Source organism: Halogeometricum sp. S3BR5-2 (assembly GCF_031624635.1).
In the GTDB taxonomy this organism is placed as follows: Archaea; Halobacteriota; Halobacteria; order Halobacteriales; family Haloferacaceae; genus Halogeometricum; species Halogeometricum luteum.
The window spans coordinates 639,102-654,259 of record NZ_JAMQOQ010000001.1; the positions used below are offsets into that span (position 1 = coordinate 639,102).

16 protein-coding genes are annotated in these 15,158 nt (G+C 68.9%); 6 read left to right on the top strand and 10 right to left on the bottom strand.

Annotated features, from left to right (window positions below; translation table 11 throughout):
- Positions 1-3 precede the first annotated feature (3 nt).
- A complete protein-coding gene (locus tag NDI79_RS03280) occupies positions 4-1,089 on the top strand; it encodes a phosphotransacetylase family protein (RefSeq protein ID WP_310927013.1) in 1,086 nt (361 codons plus the stop codon).
- A gap of 26 nt (positions 1,090-1,115) precedes the next feature.
- Here the strand turns inward: NDI79_RS03280 and NDI79_RS03285 are convergent, their stop codons facing one another.
- Positions 1,116-1,340 (bottom strand): DUF7987 family protein, encoded by a 225-nt coding sequence (locus NDI79_RS03285; protein WP_310927014.1) that lies wholly within the window; start codon positions 1,338-1,340, stop codon positions 1,116-1,118.
- A 108-nt stretch (positions 1,341-1,448) separates the two neighbouring features.
- Between NDI79_RS03285 and NDI79_RS03290 the strand changes: the two genes are divergently transcribed.
- Positions 1,449-3,143, top strand: a complete 1,695-nt coding sequence (locus NDI79_RS03290) for a sensor histidine kinase (protein WP_310927015.1) — start codon at positions 1,449-1,451, stop codon at positions 3,141-3,143.
- Between the two features lie 33 nt (positions 3,144-3,176).
- On the opposite strand, the gene NDI79_RS03295 is transcribed toward NDI79_RS03290, so the two are convergent.
- On the bottom strand, positions 3,177-4,292 hold the full coding sequence (locus NDI79_RS03295; RefSeq protein ID WP_310927016.1) for a M24 family metallopeptidase: 1,116 nt from the start codon (positions 4,290-4,292) through the stop codon (positions 3,177-3,179).
- Between the two features lie 119 nt (positions 4,293-4,411).
- Here NDI79_RS03295 and NDI79_RS03300 point away from each other — a divergent pair, with 119 nt between their 5' ends.
- The 3 genes from NDI79_RS03300 (at position 4,412) to NDI79_RS03310 (ending at position 6,089) form a co-directional block, all read left to right on the top strand.
- On the top strand, positions 4,412-5,494 hold the full coding sequence (locus NDI79_RS03300; protein WP_310927017.1) for a DUF7544 domain-containing protein: 1,083 nt from the start codon (positions 4,412-4,414) through the stop codon (positions 5,492-5,494).
- Between the two features lie 106 nt (positions 5,495-5,600).
- Positions 5,601-5,774 carry a hypothetical protein gene (locus NDI79_RS03305; RefSeq protein WP_310927018.1) on the top strand — a complete coding sequence of 58 codons (174 nt, stop codon included), beginning with the start codon at positions 5,601-5,603 and terminating at the stop codon, positions 5,772-5,774.
- An 84-nt stretch (positions 5,775-5,858) separates the two neighbouring features.
- Complete coding sequence (locus NDI79_RS03310) at positions 5,859-6,089, top strand: DUF7543 family protein (protein ID WP_310927019.1); 231 nt, start codon at positions 5,859-5,861, stop codon at positions 6,087-6,089.
- Positions 6,090-6,156: 67 nt separating this feature from the next.
- On the opposite strand, the gene NDI79_RS03315 is transcribed toward NDI79_RS03310, so the two are convergent.
- Together NDI79_RS03315 and NDI79_RS03320 are read right to left on the bottom strand one after the other, a co-directional pair.
- Complete coding sequence (locus NDI79_RS03315; RefSeq protein ID WP_310927020.1) at positions 6,157-6,945, bottom strand: CBS domain-containing protein; 789 nt, start codon at positions 6,943-6,945, stop codon at positions 6,157-6,159.
- Positions 6,946-7,054: 109 nt separating this feature from the next.
- The gene (locus NDI79_RS03320; protein WP_310927021.1) at positions 7,055-8,524 is read right to left on the bottom strand and encodes a DHHA1 domain-containing protein; all 1,470 of its coding nucleotides are present in this window, start codon (positions 8,522-8,524) and stop codon (positions 7,055-7,057) included.
- A 100-nt stretch (positions 8,525-8,624) separates the two neighbouring features.
- Here NDI79_RS03320 and NDI79_RS03325 point away from each other — a divergent pair, with 100 nt between their 5' ends.
- Positions 8,625-9,020 carry a DUF7522 family protein gene (locus NDI79_RS03325; RefSeq protein ID WP_310927022.1) on the top strand — a complete coding sequence of 132 codons (396 nt, stop codon included), beginning with the start codon at positions 8,625-8,627 and terminating at the stop codon, positions 9,018-9,020.
- 82 nt (positions 9,021-9,102) lie between these two features.
- Here NDI79_RS03325 and NDI79_RS03330 read toward each other — a convergent pair whose 3' ends face one another.
- From NDI79_RS03330 to NDI79_RS03355, 6 genes are read right to left on the bottom strand one after another with little or no spacing between them, the layout of a single operon-like run.
- Positions 9,103-10,611, bottom strand: a complete 1,509-nt coding sequence (locus tag NDI79_RS03330) for an NADH-quinone oxidoreductase subunit N (RefSeq protein ID WP_310927624.1) — start codon at positions 10,609-10,611, stop codon at positions 9,103-9,105.
- 8 nt (positions 10,612-10,619) lie between these two features.
- Positions 10,620-12,149, bottom strand: a complete 1,530-nt coding sequence (locus tag NDI79_RS03335; protein ID WP_310927023.1) for a complex I subunit 4 family protein — start codon at positions 12,147-12,149, stop codon at positions 10,620-10,622.
- Positions 12,149-14,170, bottom strand: a complete 2,022-nt coding sequence (gene nuoL, locus NDI79_RS03340; protein WP_310927024.1) for an NADH-quinone oxidoreductase subunit L — start codon at positions 14,168-14,170, stop codon at positions 12,149-12,151. The genes NDI79_RS03335 and nuoL overlap by 1 nt, the downstream gene beginning before the upstream one ends.
- A gap of 1 nt (position 14,171) precedes the next feature.
- Entirely contained in the window at positions 14,172-14,474 is a 303-nt protein-coding gene (nuoK, locus tag NDI79_RS03345) for an NADH-quinone oxidoreductase subunit NuoK (protein WP_310927025.1), read from the bottom strand.
- Positions 14,474-14,851 (bottom strand): proton-conducting membrane transporter, encoded by a 378-nt coding sequence (locus NDI79_RS03350; RefSeq protein ID WP_310927026.1) that lies wholly within the window; start codon positions 14,849-14,851, stop codon positions 14,474-14,476. The genes nuoK and NDI79_RS03350 overlap by 1 nt, the downstream gene beginning before the upstream one ends.
- Entirely contained in the window at positions 14,848-15,108 is a 261-nt protein-coding gene (locus tag NDI79_RS03355) for an NADH-quinone oxidoreductase subunit J (RefSeq protein WP_310927027.1), read from the bottom strand. The genes NDI79_RS03350 and NDI79_RS03355 overlap by 4 nt, the downstream gene beginning before the upstream one ends.
- Positions 15,109-15,158: the final 50 nt, after the last annotated feature.

Consider the following 15,158-nt stretch of genomic DNA (forward strand, 5'->3'; position numbering starts at 1 on the left):
CCCATGAACACGCTACTCGTCACCTCGACCCACGAAAGCACCGGCAAGACGGCCATCACCCTCGCGCTCGGCAAACTCGCACAGGAGCGCGGGAGTTCCGTCGGGTACATGAAACCGAAGGGCACGCGCCTGCAGTCGAACGTCGGGAAGACGCTCGACGAGGACCCGATGCTGGCCCGCGAGGTGCTCGGCCTCGACGCCGAGATGCACCAGATGGAGCCCATCGTCTACTCGCCCACGTTCGTCGACGGCGCCATCCGCGGACGCGAGGACGGCGACGAACTCGGCGAAATCGTCGAGGAGAACTTCGAGCAACTCGCCGAGGGCACGGACCTGATGCTCGTCGAGGGCGGCGGCGTCTGGTCGACCGGCGGCATCGTCGACATGACCGACGTCGACGTGGCCGACCGACTCGACGCGGGCGTCCTCCTCGTCGCCGACTACACGAAGCCCTCGGACCTCGACGACCTGCTCGTCGCCGCCGAGCAGTTCGGCGACCGACTCGCGGGCGTGCTGTTCAACGGCGTCACCGACGCCGTCTTCGACGAACTCGAACAGGAGGTCGTCCCGTTCCTCGAAGGCCGGGGCGTCCCCGTCCTCGGCGTCGTCCCGCGCGAACAGGAACTCGCCGGCGTCACCGTCTCGGACCTCGCGGACGAACTCGGCGCGGACGTGGTGACGCGCGGCGACGAGGGGGCGTACGTCGAGCGGTTCCTCGTCGGCGCGATGGGCGGCGACTCCGCGCTCCGGTACTTCCGCCGGACGAAGGACGCCGCGGTCATCACCGGCGGCGACCGCTCGGAGATAATCACGGCCGCCCTCGAGGCGCCGGGCGTGAAGACCATCATCCTCACCGGCGGTCACCGGCCGCCGTCGGCCGTCCTCGGCAAGGCCGAGGAGAAGGGCGTCCCCGTGATGCTCGTCAACGGCGACACGCTGTCGGTCGTCGACCGCGCGGAGGACGTCGTCCACTCCGGGCGCACCCGCGACGAGCGGACGGTCTCGACGATGCGCGACCTGCTGTTCGAGCACACCGACGTGGACTCGCTGGTCGGTCCGGCCGACGGCGGCGACGCCGACGGGGAGTAGGCTCTCCGCTCCGCCCGCGTCCTCGGCTACCGCTCTTCGTCGTTCTCGTTCTCGTCGCTCTCGTCGTTCTCGTCGCCGTCGCCACTCTCGCCGCGTCGGGAGCCGTTTATCCCCGAGGGAATGACGAACCCCAGACCGAGCAGCGTCGCCCCCGCCAGCGGGACCGACCCGGTGAGCGCGTAGACGAGATACGCCGCGGGCACCGCGAGGACGACGCCGACCAACACCACCCGCTGTTCGCGCGTGACCATCGACCCTAATCGGCGCCGCGCGGACAAACGGGTATCGGCGCGTCGTCCGTCCGAAGACCGAGAAATAGTCGTCAAGGTATAAGTGAGCCCCACAGAACGTCACTGTAGATGGCGTGGCAGGTCACCCCGTACAGTCTCCCGCTTGCGCTCTCCGCCGTCGTCGCGTTCGCGGTCGGAGTCGGCTTAGCGCGGCGGCGACGGCGACCGGGGGCGACCGAACTGTCGGCGCTGCACGTCGCGCTCTCGGGGTGGGCGCTGGTCTCGCTGCTGGAGATTTCGAGCGTCCCCATCTCCCGGAAGATGACGTTCTCCGCGCTGCTGTACGGGTTCGTCGGCGCGACGTCCGTCTCGTGGCTCGCGTTCGCGGCGGCGTTCACCGACCGGTTGACGCGCGACGCGCGCGTCTGGGTGTCGCTCGCTACGCTCCCCGTCGCCGTCGTCGCCGCGGCGCTGGCCTACCCGGCGACGACGCTCGTCTGGACCGACGTGCGGACGGAGGTGGTCGCCGGGAACGTCCACCTCGTGGTGGACCGCGGTCCCCTCTTCGTCGTCTTCTTCGTGTTCTGTTATCTGCTGTTGACGGCTGGAACGGCGCTCATCGCCCGCGCGACGCTGTCATCGCGGACGTACCGACAGCAGAGCGCCCTCCTGTTGGGCGCGCTGGCCGTCACGTGGGTCACGAACGTCGTCTACTTCTTCGGTCTGTTCCCGCCCGGATTGGACCCGACGCCGATGGCGTTCACCGTCTCGGGCGGCCTGTTCGCCCTCGCACTGCTGGAGTTCGACCTGTTCGACGCGCTCCCCGCCGCGCGGGAGGCGGTGCGCGACCACGTCATCGACGACCTGCGGGACGGCGTGGTCGTCGTCGTCGACGACGAGATATCCGATATCAACCCGGCCGCCGCGGCGGCGCTGGGCGAACCCGCCGACGCCGTCACCGGCCGGCGACTCGACGCCGTGGCCGCGACGCTGGCCGCGCGACTCGACGCCGGCGAGCGGTCCTTCGAGTACGCCCCGGAGTGGTGCGACGCCATCTACGACGTGCGCGTCTCCTCGTTCTCCTCGGTGACGGGGCGCATCGTCGGCGAGGTGATAACGCTCCGGGACGTGACCGCCCGCCGCCGGCGCGAACAGCGACTGAGCGTCATGAACCGCATGCTCCGACACGACCTGCGGAACGACCTCAACGTCGTCTCCGGCTACGCGTCGCTCGTCGCCGACGAACACGGCGACGAGACCGACCGGCGGGCGGCCGCGAGGAAGGTCGTCGAACGGGTCGAGGAGATGCTCGACACGGCGAACAAGGTCCGAGACGTCGAACGCGCCCTCGACAGCGGCAGCCACCCCCGCGAGCGCGTCGACGTCGGACCGATGCTCCGCGAACTGGTCGACCGCGCCGAGACGGACTCCCCGGGTTCGACGGTCGTCTACGACGGCCCCGACGCCGTCCCCGTCGTGGCGACGCCGCTCGTGGAGTCCGTCTTCGACAACCTCGTCGAGAACGCGATTCGGCACTGCGACGGCGACCCGACGGTCCGAGTCGCCGTCGAACTGGACGCGAACGCCGTCGTCACGGTCGAAGACGACGGGCCGGGCATCCCCGAACACGAACTGGACGCCATCCGCGCCGGCGGCGAGACGCCGCTTCGCCACGCCAGCGGGTACGGCCTCTGGTTGGTGACGTGGCTCGTCAACCAGTCCGGCGGCCGGGTGACGTTCGACTCCGACGCGACGGGGACGCGGGTCCGCGTGACGCTCCCGCGCGCGACGGAGGCCGACGAGGGGTCGGAGGCGACGGCGTGAGCGGGTGGAACGCGGGAATCCGAGCGTCTGTCCTCAGCACTCCCAGCCGCGGTCGCTGTCGTTCAGTCGCTCGCATCCCTCCTCGGTGACGGCGACGAGGTCCTCGATTCGGACGCCGAATCGGTCGGGCAGGTAGACGCCGGGTTCGACGCTGAACACCATGCCCGATTCGAGTTCCCGGTCGTTGCCGGCGACGACGTACGGTTCCTCGTGGACCTCCAGACCGACGCCGTGGCCCGTCCGGTGGACGAACCGCTCGCCGTACCCCGCCGCCTCGATGACCTCGCGCGCCGCGCGGTCGACCGCTTCCGCCGCGACGCCGGGTTCGACGGCGTCGACGGCGGCCGCCTGCGCCTCGTGGACCACCTCGTGCACCTCGCGGAACTCCGCCGAGGGGTCGCCGTCGAAGACGACGGTCCGCGTCTGGTCGCTCGGGTAGCCGTCGACGCGCGTCCCGAAGTCGAGGACGACGGGGTCGCCCGCCCGAATCTCCCGGTCGCCGTGGCGGTAGTGCGGCATCGCGCCGTTCTCGCCCGCGCCGACCACCGTCTCGAACGAGGTGCCGTCGCCGCCGGCGTCGGCGAGGGACGCCTCGACGTCGGCGGCCAGTTCGGACTCGGTCATGCCGACGGCGTCGGCGCCGAGTTCGCGCACGCGGTCCATCGCGGCGTCGGCCGCCGCGCCCGCCCGCCGCAGGGCGTCGAGTTCCGCCTCGTCCTTGCGGACGCGGAGGGGGGCGAGCACCTCGCTGGCCAGTCCGAACGTCGCCTCCGGCAGCACCGCGCGGAGGTCCTGCGTGAACCGCGCCCACATGGTGTCGTCGACGAGGAGTCGCGGCTCATCCGGGAGTCCGAGCGCCGAGACGGCCGCCTCGGTGGCTGCGGCGGGGTCCTCGCCGTCCGCCCACGTGCGCACGTCGTCGGCCCACGTCGCCGCGCGCACCTGCGTCTCGTACAGGTCGGGGACGAGGAACGCCGGGTCGCCCTCGGCGGGGACGAGAAAGAACAGGTGGCGCTCGCCCGGTTCCTCCGAGAAGCCCGAGAGGTAGAACAGGTTCGGACTGGGAAAGCAGACGAGGGCCTCGGCGCCCGCCTCGCGGAGTGCGGCCTGCGCGTCGCGCGTGCGACGCTCGAACGGGGTGGTCGTCATGCGCGAGCGTTCCGCGTCTCGCCACAAGAAGCTCCGGATAGCGGCCGCCGGGCCGAGTGGCCGACTCGGACCGCGGCGCCGCCGGCCGTTTTATCCGCTCGCGCGACTCAGCGACGCGTATGTCGTGGCACGCGATAGACGCCTTGGACGACGCCCGCGCGTCGACGGCCGACCTCCTCCTCCCGTTCGACCTCGGGACGTGGCTCCGCCTCGCCCTCCTCGCCGTCTTCGTCGGCGCCGGCGCCAGCAGCGCCTCGGTCAACGTCAACGCCGGCGGCGCGGTGACGCCGGGGCTTCCGGGGGCGTCCGTCGAGTTCCCGTTCGGCGAACTACCCCTCCCGACTCCGGAGACGCTCCCGGACGTCGGAACCCTCGCGTTCGGCGTCGCGGCCGTCGTCGCCGCGCTCCTCGCCCTCGCACTCGCGTTCTGGCTCGTCTCCGCGGCGCTTGAGTTCGTGTTCGTGACGGGGCTGGTCGACCCCCCGGTTCGCATCCGAGCGCCGTTCCGCGCGCAGTTCGGGAACGGGCTCCGACTGTGGGCCTTCGAGGCGTGCGTCGGACTGCTCGCGCTTCTGGTCGTCGGCGTCCCCGCCGCCCTCGTCGTCCTCGGCGGCGTCGCCGTCGGGCCGGGACTGCTCCTCGCCCTCCTTCCGGTCCTCCTCGTCGGCGTCGGCGTCGCGTTCCTCGTCGCCCTCGTCCTGCGCCTCTCGACGGACTTCGTCGTCCCGACGATGCTCGCGGAGGACTGCGGCGTTCTCGACGGCTGGCGCCGCGTGCTTCCGACGATGCGCGCCGAGTGGGAGGAGTTCGCGCTCTACCTCCTCGCCCGCCTCACGCTGGGCGCCCTCGTCGGTGCGCTGGTCGCCGCGGGGGCGCTCTTTCTCGCCGTCCTCGTGGCGCTCCCGTTCGCGGTGCTCGGCGGCGCCGTCCTGTTCGCGTTCTCCGCGTCGGGACCGGGGGCGCTGCCGCTCCTCGCGTGGGCGCTCCTCGCCCTCGTCGGCGCGTGCTACCTCCTCGCCGTGGCCGCGGCGTCGGCGGTGCTCCTCGTTCCCGTAGTCACGTTCTTCCGGTACTACTCGCTGTTCCTGCTCGGACGCGTCGACGAGGGACTGGACCTCGTGGGCGCGACGCGGGCGACAGACGGCGACGCGGACGGGGAAGACGGCGGCGGCGCTGGCACTGGCGGACCGGCGGTGCGGTGACACGCCGGGGCGAACGTGCGGTCCGCCCCGTCGAACAGGTCGTTAAGCCCGTGGTTCGGGCGGGTAAGTGGTTCGTAACAATGACTGTATCTCGAAAGTGAACAGTATGGTATTCGAGTGGATCTCGTACTTCGACTGCGGGGCGTGCGGTACCGTCGAACGGGCCGACGCGGTCGGCTACGACTCGCTGGGTTACCCCGAGTGTCCGGGGTGCGGCGCCCGAACCGGTCCGCTGGTCGGCGCCGGCGCGACGGAGACGGGCACCGAAGCGCTCGATTGAGTCCGCGCGGTCGGCGCCGCGTCCGTCCGAACGCCGTCGCCGCGGAGGGCAAGAGACAGGTGCGGCCGGCGCCGAGGGGAGCCCATGAGTTGGCAGGAAGTCCGCGCGGACGACCGCATCACCGAGTGGGAGCGCAGCGACGGCAACGCGACCATCCGGCTTCGACGGCGCCCCGACGACACGTGGACGGTCCGACTGGACCGCCTCCATCAGGCCGAGGACGGGCGCGACTACCGGCGGGAGCGAGTCGACGGGGAGGACGAGGCGCGCGAACTCGTCGCCGCGTGGCGCGAGGAACACGACGTGGCGGAGTAGGCGGTTCCTACCGCCGGGTGGGCGGAGAACAGAGACGGGGTGAGCGGTCGCCGTCGGACCGTCGGCGTCACTCCCGCTGGAGCCGTTGAGTCGACTCGACCAGCGGATGTCGACCGTAGTCGACCACGTCGATGTCGTCGATGGAGGAGAGCCCCTCCTTCTCGGCGGTCTGTTGCATCCCGAGTTCGATGGGGTCGTCGACGACGATGACGTAGGCGTCCATCTCCTCGACGTCCAGTCGGTTCGCGGCCATCACGCGGTGGTGGCCGTCGGCGAGGAGGAGGGTGCCGTCGTTGTCGATGACGACGAGGGGTTCCGCGAGGCCGCGTTCGAGTTCGTACTTCCGGCCGTCGAGTTCGTCTGCGTAGACGCGCCCCTGCGTGGGGATGAGGTCGGCGAGTTCGACCGAGTGTCGCTCCTCGTGGACGGTGATGCCGTGAATCTGTTCGAGCGTCCGCATCAGCTTTCCGACCTTCTCGGGCGTCGCGCGCTCTATCTGCGAGCGGATGACGTCGGTGTTGGAGATGATGCCGACGAGGTTGCCCGCGTCGTCGACGACGGGGAGTTTCTGGATGCCCGAGCGGAGGATGACGCGCGCGGCGTCGTTGACGTCCATGTCGGGGTGCGCGACGATGATGTCCTCGGACATCACGGTGAAGATGGGCGCCTCGTCGTCGGCGAGGAGGAGGTCTCTGGCGGTGACGAACCCCTCGACCTTCCGACCGTCGCACACCGGAAACCCGTTGTGCCCGTCGCTCTCGGCGATGCGTCGGGCAACGTCTGCGACGGAGTCGGTGGGGGACACCGTCTGTACCTCTCGTGTCATGTACTCGTCGACGGCCGCCTTCCCGCTCATCGTCGTCGGTAGGCGCGGCGCCGCCAAAAGCGTGCCCCCGAGTCGCACGGACGCGGACACGGCGTCGCTCCCGCCGGTCGCTCCGCCGGTCGGTCGGCCGCGAGAGCGCTCACCACTCGTCCATGGGGAACTCGAAGGTGAGGTCGGTACCGTCCTCGCTCACGCCGAGCGTCCGGGTCGCGTCCTCCAGCGTCTCGAACACCCGCCCGGAGATGACGTCGTTGACGACGCGCGAGAGCGACTCGCGGGAGTCCTCGCCCACGTCCGCGAGGATGCCGAGCGGAATCTGCGCGCCCGCCATGTCGGCGTGACCGCCGGCGCTGCCGATGGGGCCGAGCGCCTCCCGCAGCGTCTCGCCGAGGTCGACGTCCGTCCCGCGCGCGCGTCCGGAGACGTAGACGGTGCCGTCCTTGAACCCGTAGACGACCGTGAGGCGGACGTGCTCCATGTCGAGGAGGCGGTCGGCCGCCTGCGCGAGGGCGTCCCGGTCGCGTATCTCGCCGACGTTGGTGGCGAGGGCCTCCCCGCGCACGTCACGGTTGCGGATGGCCCGCGCGAGCGTGTCCATCACCTCCGCGCTCATGCTCGGGGACTCCACGCGCTGGAGGACGGAGAGGTCCGCGTGGGGGACCAGCCACGCGGCCGCCTCGAAGTCCGGCACCGACACCTCGCGCGTGAAGTCGCGGGTGTCGACGCGGATGCCGAACAGCAGCGCCGTCGCCACCGTCGCGCCCGGTTCGATACCGAGGCGGCGGAGGTAGTCGGTGGCGAGCGTGCTCGTCGCCCCGAGTTCGCGCCGCAGGTCGAGGAAGCGCGCCTCGACGGGCGCGCGCGGCGGGTGGTGGTCGACGACGACGTCCACCTCCGTCTCCTCGGGGAGGCCGTCGTTCACCCCCGGACGGGAGTGGTCGACGAGGGCGACGCCGCCGTACTCGGAGATGTCGTCGCCGCGTTCGAGGTTCACGAGTTCGATTTCGAGGAGGTTCACCAGCGCGCGGTTCTCCTGGTGGGAGATGGCGCCGAAGTAGCAGGCCTCGGCGTCGACGCCGACGCTCTCGGCGATGCGGACCAAGGCGAGTGCGCTGGCGATGGCGTCGGGGTCGGGGTTGTCGTGCGTGACGACGGCCAGGGTGCCGTCGATGCTCTTGAGGACGCGGTACAGTCGGTGGAGGCGCTCGGCGGCGTCGTCCGCCGTGAGTTCGGTGAGGCGGTCGACGAGCGTCGTCCGGGCGTCGACGATGCGGTCGGCCAGTTCCGTCAGGGCCTCGCGGGTGTCGGGGTCGGCGTCGCTGCCGACGTACGCGAGGAGGTGGGCGTCGGGGAAGCGCTCGCGGGCGGTGCGGGCGGCGTCGAGGTTCACCGCCGCGTCGTCGGCCGCGACGAACACCACGTCGGCGTCGTCGGGGTACGCCGTCTCGTCGTCCGGGGCGCAGCGCTCGGCGGCGACGCCGTCCTCGCGGAAGGAGTCGACGACGCCGCTCCGCCGGGAGAGCACCGTCAGCGACCCCGGCCACTCGGCCAACCGCTCGACGGCCCGCTCCGCGACCGGCCCGCATCCGAGAACCAACCGCCGTTGCATGTGTTCGGAGTCGGCCTCGCCCGGCAAAACCCTACCGTCCTCGACCCCGGCGCAGGGGGGCGATGGAATTATGCCCGACGGTCGTGTGGTAACTCACGTCATGGAAGCCGACCCTGATCTCGTCGCGTCCGACCTCTCGGAGTCGATCAGCGCAGCGTGTCGAACCGCCGTGGGAGACAACCTCAGGAGCATCACCTACTTCACGCCCTCGGCGTTCCAGCAGGTCTACCTCCGTTCGGACCTCGACTCGGACGCCGACCTGGCGGGGTTCGTCGAACACGAGACGGACGACTTCCGGGCCACCCGCGCCTACCGAGGGTCGGAACTCGGCGACTACGAGTACACCATCCGCGCGTTCGAGAACGGATACATGACGGTTGTCACCCGCGGCGAGCACGGGGTGTTCGTCACGACCGACGAGATAACGGAGCGCACCTCCGAGGAGGTTGCGAGCGCGCTCAGAGAGATTCTCGTCGAACAGGTCGAGGCGGTGTAAGTCGTCGCGGTCCGGGAACGAGCGGACGAGAGCGAAAACGAGAACCGAGATTCGGAGCCGAATTTTCTCCGTCGCCCCGCGCTCAGAACAGCGCGGCGGCGACGGTTTGCGCCGTCTCGATGACCGGGCGGAACGCCGGGAGCAGGAGTAGCGTCCCGACGGCCGCGAAGATGACGGCCGTGTAGAGGCCGACCGGTTTCGAGCCCAGTTCGAGCGACGACGTGTCGTCCTCTATCCACAGCGCCTTCACGACGCGGCTGTAGTAGAACAGGGACAGCGCGCTGTTTATCGCGCCGACGGCCGCGAGCCACCAGAACCCGGCCTCGATGGCCGAGTAGAACAGGGCGTACTTCGAGAAGAAGCCGCCGAACGGCGGCAGTCCAGCCAGGCTGAACATGAAGACGCTCATGGCGACGGAGGCCATCGGCGCCTTCGCGCCGAGGCCGTTGTAGTCCTCGAAGGTCCGGCCGACGCCCCAGTGTTCGGCCAGGGCGATGAACAGGAACGCACCGGTGTTCATGAAGCCGTACACCATCAGGTGCGCCATCGAGGCGCCGAGCACGTTCGCGTTCGGCCCGCCGGCCGAGAGGGCCGCGAGGCCGATGAGCGCATAGCCCGCGTGACCGATAGAGGAGTACGCGAGCATCCGCTTGACGTTCTCCTGCGTCGCCGCGGCGAAGTTGCCGAGCGTCATCGTGACGACGGCGAGCACCTGGAACGCGAGCACCCAGTCGACGCCCGGGGGCAGTCCCCCGAGGGGGAACGCCTCGACGAACACGCGGAACGCGACGGCGAACCCGGCGGCCTTCGAGGCCGACGAGAGGAACGCCGAGATGGGCGCGGGCGCACCCTCGTAGGCCTCCGGCGCCCAGAAGTGGAACGGAACGGAGGCGGTCTTGAACGCGAAGCCGCCGAGAATCATCAGTACCCCCATCCCGAGGACACCGGTCATGCCGGTGGCCCCCGAGACGGCGCTCGCGATGTCGGGGAGCAGCAGCGACCCCGTGACGGCGTAGACGAGGCTGATACCGAACGCGAACACCGCCGAGGAGAGCGCGCCGATGAGGAAGTACTTCAGCGCCGCCTCGACGCTTCCCTTGTTGCTCTTCAGATACCCCACGAGGGCGTACGAGGGCAGGGAGGCGAGTTCGAGGCTGACGAACGCTGTCGCCAGCGAGTTCGACATCGACATGAGCACCATGCCGGACGTAGCGAACAGCACGAGGGTGTACAGCTCCCCCTGATGGCGCTGTTCCGCGGCGTAGTCCATCGAGGCGATAGAGACCATCGCGGCGACGACGGTGAAGATGAGCGTGAAGAACAGGCTCATCCCGTCGACGACGAGGGCGTCGCCGTACAGCGATATCGCACCCCCGGTCGCCGCCTGTCCGGTCCCCTCGAGCAGGAACCAGCCGGCGACGGCGAACGCGAACAGCGACCCGGCCGTCGAGATGCCGGCCAGGACGGGGCTGTTCGAGGAGGTGGGGTCGATGCTGTCGATAGCCAGGAGTAGCAGCCCCGTCAGCGCGAGGATGAGCGCGGGCGAGACGGCCATCCAGTCCGGGAGCGGCGAACTCTGAAGCGCGAGCAGCGCGGACATCAGAGCCCACCTCCGGTCTGGAGAATCGGGTTAACCGCTTGTTGAATCATCTGGAAGAACAGGTCCGGTGCCACCCCGAGCACGATGACGAGGAAGAGGAGCACCGCCAGCGGCGCCACGTCGTGGAACGCCGCCTCGGTCACCTCGTAGTCGCCGTCGAAGCGGAACGGCCCGAACAGCGTTCGCTGCATCGCGAGCAGCAGGTAGCCGGCGACGATGACGATACCGAACATCGCGGCCGCCGTGAACAGCGGCATCGCGGAGTGGACCGTCGAGGCGAACGCGCCCTGGAAGATGAAGAACTCCCCGGCGAAGCCGGCCATCAGGGGCAGTCCCATGTAGCCGAACGCGCCCGCAACGAAGATGCCCGAGGTGACGGGCATCCGGTCCGCAATGCCGGACATGTCGCCGACCATCCGCGTGTGCGTCGTGTTGTAGATGACGCCGACGGTCATGAACATCAGACCGGAGATGAGGCCGTGCGCCACCATCTGGAACGTCGCGCCGCCGACGCCGTACGTCGTGTACGCCACGAGTCCGAGGATGACGTAGCCCATCGACGACACCGACGAGTAGGCGACGATGCGCTTGAGGTCCTGCTGAGCCAGCGCCAGCACAGCGCCGTAGATAACGCTGATGACGGCGATGAGCGCGATGGGCACGACGAGCGCCTGCGCCACGTCGGGCATCATCGTGAAGTTGAACCGCAGCAGGGCGTAGGTCCCCATCTTCAGGAGGACGCCCGCCAGCATCACGGAGGCCGGCGTGGGCGCCTCGACGTGAGCGTCGGGCAGCCACGTGTGCAGGGGGACGACGGGCACCTTCACCGCGAAGCCGACGAACATCGCGACGAACGCCGCCAGTTTCAGCGCGCCGGCGTCCAAGCCGGCGAAGCCTCCCAACTCTCCGCCCCTGAGCGCCGTCGCTATCTCGGGCAGGCGCATCGACGACACGGAGTCGCCGAGACCGAACACGAGGGCGATGAAGCCGATGAACATCGCCAGGGAGGCGATGTTCGTGTAGACGAAGAACTTTATCGCCGCGTACTTGCGCCGCGGGCCGCCCCAGATGCCGATGAGGAAGTACATCGGGACCAGCACGGCCTCCCAGAAGACGAACCACAGGAAGAAGTCCAGCGCCGTGAAGACGCCGAGGAGGTTCGCCTCCATGAACAGCATCAGTCCGTAGAACTGCGACTGACGCGTGTCGATGGGCGTCCACGCGCTGACGATGGCCAGCGTCGTGAGGATGGTCGTCAGGACGACGAGCGGCATGCTGATGCCGTCCATCCCGACGAGCCAGTGGACGTCCAACCCGCCCAGCGTGAGCCAGACGAAGTCCGTCTCGAACGCGACGGAGCCGCCGAGCAGGGCGTTTCCGGTCGCGTCGAACTGTGACCACATGTAGAGCGACCCCGCGATGGGGACGAGACTGAGCGCGGCCGCCAGCCGACCGGCGTACTCGTCCGGCGAGACGAACACGACCAGAGCGGCGACGAACGCGACGGCGATGAGACCTTCTATCAACATCAGAACCACCCTCCGAGGAGGCCGAAGCCGAGAATCAGCGCCGTCAGCCCCAACGTGAGGAGCGCGGCGTAGTTGCTCACGACGCCCGACTGGATGCGTCGGACGCGGTTACCCGAGAACAGGCTGACGCTGGAGACGCCGTTGACGACGCCGTCGACGACGCCTTGGTCGAACTTGTCCGCGCCGCGCGAGAACGGCTGGACGAGGCCGGTGGCCAGCCAGACCTGGGACTCGTCCTGGTAGTAGTTGTTGTACAGGACGGTCTTGACGCCGCCGAGTTTGTCGGTGTGCTCGGTCGGGTCGTCGTCGTTGTACAGGAAGTACGCGAGCCCCGCCCCGGCCAGGGCGAGTCCGAGCGAGACGGCGGCCCCGATGGCCACCGTCGCCGCCTCGCCGCCGCCGATGTAGGCGGAACTGTACGGAATCAGGTCACCGTAGTGGTGGGCGGTGAGTCCCTCGAAGCCGCCGTCGAGCCACTGGTGGAGGAAGTCGATACCCTCGATTCCGAGGAGCTTCTGGACGGGCACCATGTTGACGAGACCCGTCGTCGCGGCGAGGACGCCGAGGACGACGAGCGGTCCCTTGACGTTCCAGTGGACGCCGTGCGGGTCACGCGCCGTCTGCGAGCGCGGTTCGCCGTGGAACGTGAGAAGCACCATCCGGAAGGTGTAGAAGCCGGTGAAGAACACCGCGAGGAGACCCATCGCGTACGCGACGAGGAGCACCGGACTCCCGCCGAGGCCGTGGATGAGCGTCTCGTACAGCACCTCGTCCTTCGACCAGAAGCCGGCGAACGGGACGATGCCCGCGAGCGCGAGCGACCCCGAGAGGAACGTGTAGTAGGTGACGGGCATCTTGTCTTTCAGCCCGCCCATCTCCCACATGTTCTCGTTGTGGTGCATCGCGATGATGACCGACCCCGCGCCGAGGAACAGGAGCGCCTTGAAGAACGCGTGCGTCATCAAGTGGAACGTCGCGGCGACGTAGCCGCCGCCGCCCAGCCCCAGCATCATGTAGCCGTACTGAGAGATAGTCGAGTACGCGAGCACCTGCTTTATCTCGCGCTTGACGACGCCCATCGTCGCCGCGAAGAGGGCCGTGAAGCCCCCGATGAGGGCGATGATGGCGAGCGCCGTCGGCGAGAGCGCGTAGAAGCCGTACATCCGCGCGACGAGGTACACCCCGGCGGCGACCATCGTCGCGGCGTGGATGAGCGCGGAGACGGGCGTCGGACCCTCCATGGCGTCCGGCAGCCACGTGTGCAGGGGGAACTGCGCCGACTTCCCGACGACCCCGCCGAGAATCAGGAGGCCGACGACGGTGAACCACGTCTGCGGGTCGAACCCGAACGTGTTCACCGACTGCTCGCCCGCGATGGCCTGTTCGGCGAGGTGCGGGAACGACTCGGACCCGGCGAACGCCGCGGTGCCGAACGTCGCGAAGACGGCGACGACGCCGACGAGGAAGAAGTAGTCCCCGAAGCGCGTCACCAAGAACGCCTTCTTCGCGGCCGACGGCGGACCCGGTTCGCGGAACCAGAAGCCGATGAGCAGGTACGAGCAGAGGCCCACCAGCTCGAAGAACATGAACGCCATGAGCAGGTTGTCGGCGACGACGAACCCGAGCATGGAGGCGGTGAACAGACCGAGACCGGCGTAGTAGCGCGGCAGGCCCGTCTCGCCCTCGTCGTTCATGTAACCGAGGCTGAACACGTGGACCAGGGTGGCGACGAGCGTCACGATGACGAGCATCATCGCCGACAGCGGGTCGATGAGGAGACCGAACGTCAGCGTGACGGCCCCGTCGAGCCCGCTGGCCCACGTGTATATCGTCTGGTTGTACGTCTGTCCCCCACTGACCGTGAAGAACGTCGCGACCGACAGGAGGAACGAGCCTGCCGTCGCCACGATACCGGCGAGCGCGCCGCCCTTCGGTAGCCGGTCGCCCACGGCGAGGGCGACGAGGAACGAGACGAACGGTAACAGCACGATCGCCGGAGCGAAGTCGAATATTCCTGCCATCTTACCACCTCATCGTCGTCGCGTCGGTGACGTCGACGTCGCCGAAGCTACGGTACAGCACCAGGATGATGCCGAGACCGACGGCGACTTCGGCGGCGGCGATCGCCATGGTGAACAGCCCGAACGTCTGTCCCGTGACGTTCCCCCAGACGTAGGAGAACGCGACGAGGTTGATGTTCGCGGCGTTCAACATCAGTTCGACCGACATCAAGAACAGCAGCGCGTTGCGCCGCGTCAGGATGCCGAACAGCCCGATACAGAAGACGGCCGCCGAGAGGAGCAGGTAGTACTGGGGCGGAACCATCAGTCGTCGTCCTCCGGTTGACCGCGCTCCGTTTTCGAGAGCGTCTCTCGCAGCCGTTTCCCGCCGTCCGAGACGAGCTTCACCGTCGACTCGCCGGGTTCGCGGCGCGCCAGCAGGACGGCGCCGTCGAGTGCGACGTCGAGCAGCACCGCCATGATGAGGAACGCGGCGAGGAAGCTCTCGGAAGCCACGCTCCCGAAGTCGAGGTCGAACATCGCGTACCCGATGCTCGCGACGATGTTCGCGTCGTCCGCGAAGCCTTGCGGCTCCGGGAACGACGCCGTGAGGAACACCGCTGCCATCACGGCGAACAGTGCGACGGCGGCCAGACCCGGCACGAGATGCGAGCCGAGTTTGAGCTCCGGTTTGGTCGTCATGCGCTATTCACCTCCGATCGTGTACGCGTCAGCATCACGGCGAACGTGACCAAGATCAGTATCCCGCCCACGTAGACGAGAATCTGCATCGCGGCCAGAAACTCCGCTTGCAGCATCACGTAGTGCACCGCGACGCTCAAGAGCGCGCCCCCGAGTAGGAGTGCGGAGTGCCAGATGTCCCGCACGAGGACGACGCCCAGGCTGCAGCCCAGGGTGATGAGGGCGAACAGCGCGAACGCGATGGTTTCATAAACCATTGTGTGTGTCTCCTTGAGGAATCCCTTTGAACATTTCGAGAGCGCCCGGA

Bases quoted from the DNA above. Each gene is read 5' to 3' on its own strand.
- NDI79_RS03310 (WP_310927019.1), top strand. From the start codon at position 5,859: ATGAGTTGGCAGGAAGTCCGCGCGGACGACCGCATCACCGAGTGGGAG.
- NDI79_RS03315 (WP_310927020.1), bottom strand. From the start codon at position 6,945: ATGAGCGGGAAGGCGGCCGTCGACGAGTACATGACACGAGAGGTACAG.
- NDI79_RS03350 (WP_310927026.1), bottom strand. From the start codon at position 14,851: ATGACGACCAAACCGGAGCTCAAACTCGGCTCGCATCTCGTGCCGGGT.
- NDI79_RS03285 (WP_310927014.1), bottom strand. From the start codon at position 1,340: ATGGTCACGCGCGAACAGCGGGTGGTGTTGGTCGGCGTCGTCCTCGCG.
- NDI79_RS03325 (WP_310927022.1), top strand. From the start codon at position 8,625: ATGGAAGCCGACCCTGATCTCGTCGCGTCCGACCTCTCGGAGTCGATC.
- NDI79_RS03300 (WP_310927017.1), top strand. From the start codon at position 4,412: ATGTCGTGGCACGCGATAGACGCCTTGGACGACGCCCGCGCGTCGACG.
- nuoK (WP_310927025.1), bottom strand. From the start codon at position 14,474: ATGGTTCCGCCCCAGTACTACCTGCTCCTCTCGGCGGCCGTCTTCTGT.
- NDI79_RS03290 (WP_310927015.1), top strand. From the start codon at position 1,449: ATGGCGTGGCAGGTCACCCCGTACAGTCTCCCGCTTGCGCTCTCCGCC.
- NDI79_RS03355 (WP_310927027.1), bottom strand. From the start codon at position 15,108: ATGGTTTATGAAACCATCGCGTTCGCGCTGTTCGCCCTCATCACCCTG.
- NDI79_RS03335 (WP_310927023.1), bottom strand. From the start codon at position 12,149: ATGTTGATAGAAGGTCTCATCGCCGTCGCGTTCGTCGCCGCTCTGGTC.
- nuoL (WP_310927024.1), bottom strand. From the start codon at position 14,170: ATGGCAGGAATATTCGACTTCGCTCCGGCGATCGTGCTGTTACCGTTC.
- NDI79_RS03280 (WP_310927013.1), top strand. From the start codon at position 4: ATGAACACGCTACTCGTCACCTCGACCCACGAAAGCACCGGCAAGACG.
- NDI79_RS03295 (WP_310927016.1), bottom strand. From the start codon at position 4,292: ATGACGACCACCCCGTTCGAGCGTCGCACGCGCGACGCGCAGGCCGCA.
- NDI79_RS03320 (WP_310927021.1), bottom strand. From the start codon at position 8,524: ATGCAACGGCGGTTGGTTCTCGGATGCGGGCCGGTCGCGGAGCGGGCC.
- NDI79_RS03305 (WP_310927018.1), top strand. From the start codon at position 5,601: ATGGTATTCGAGTGGATCTCGTACTTCGACTGCGGGGCGTGCGGTACC.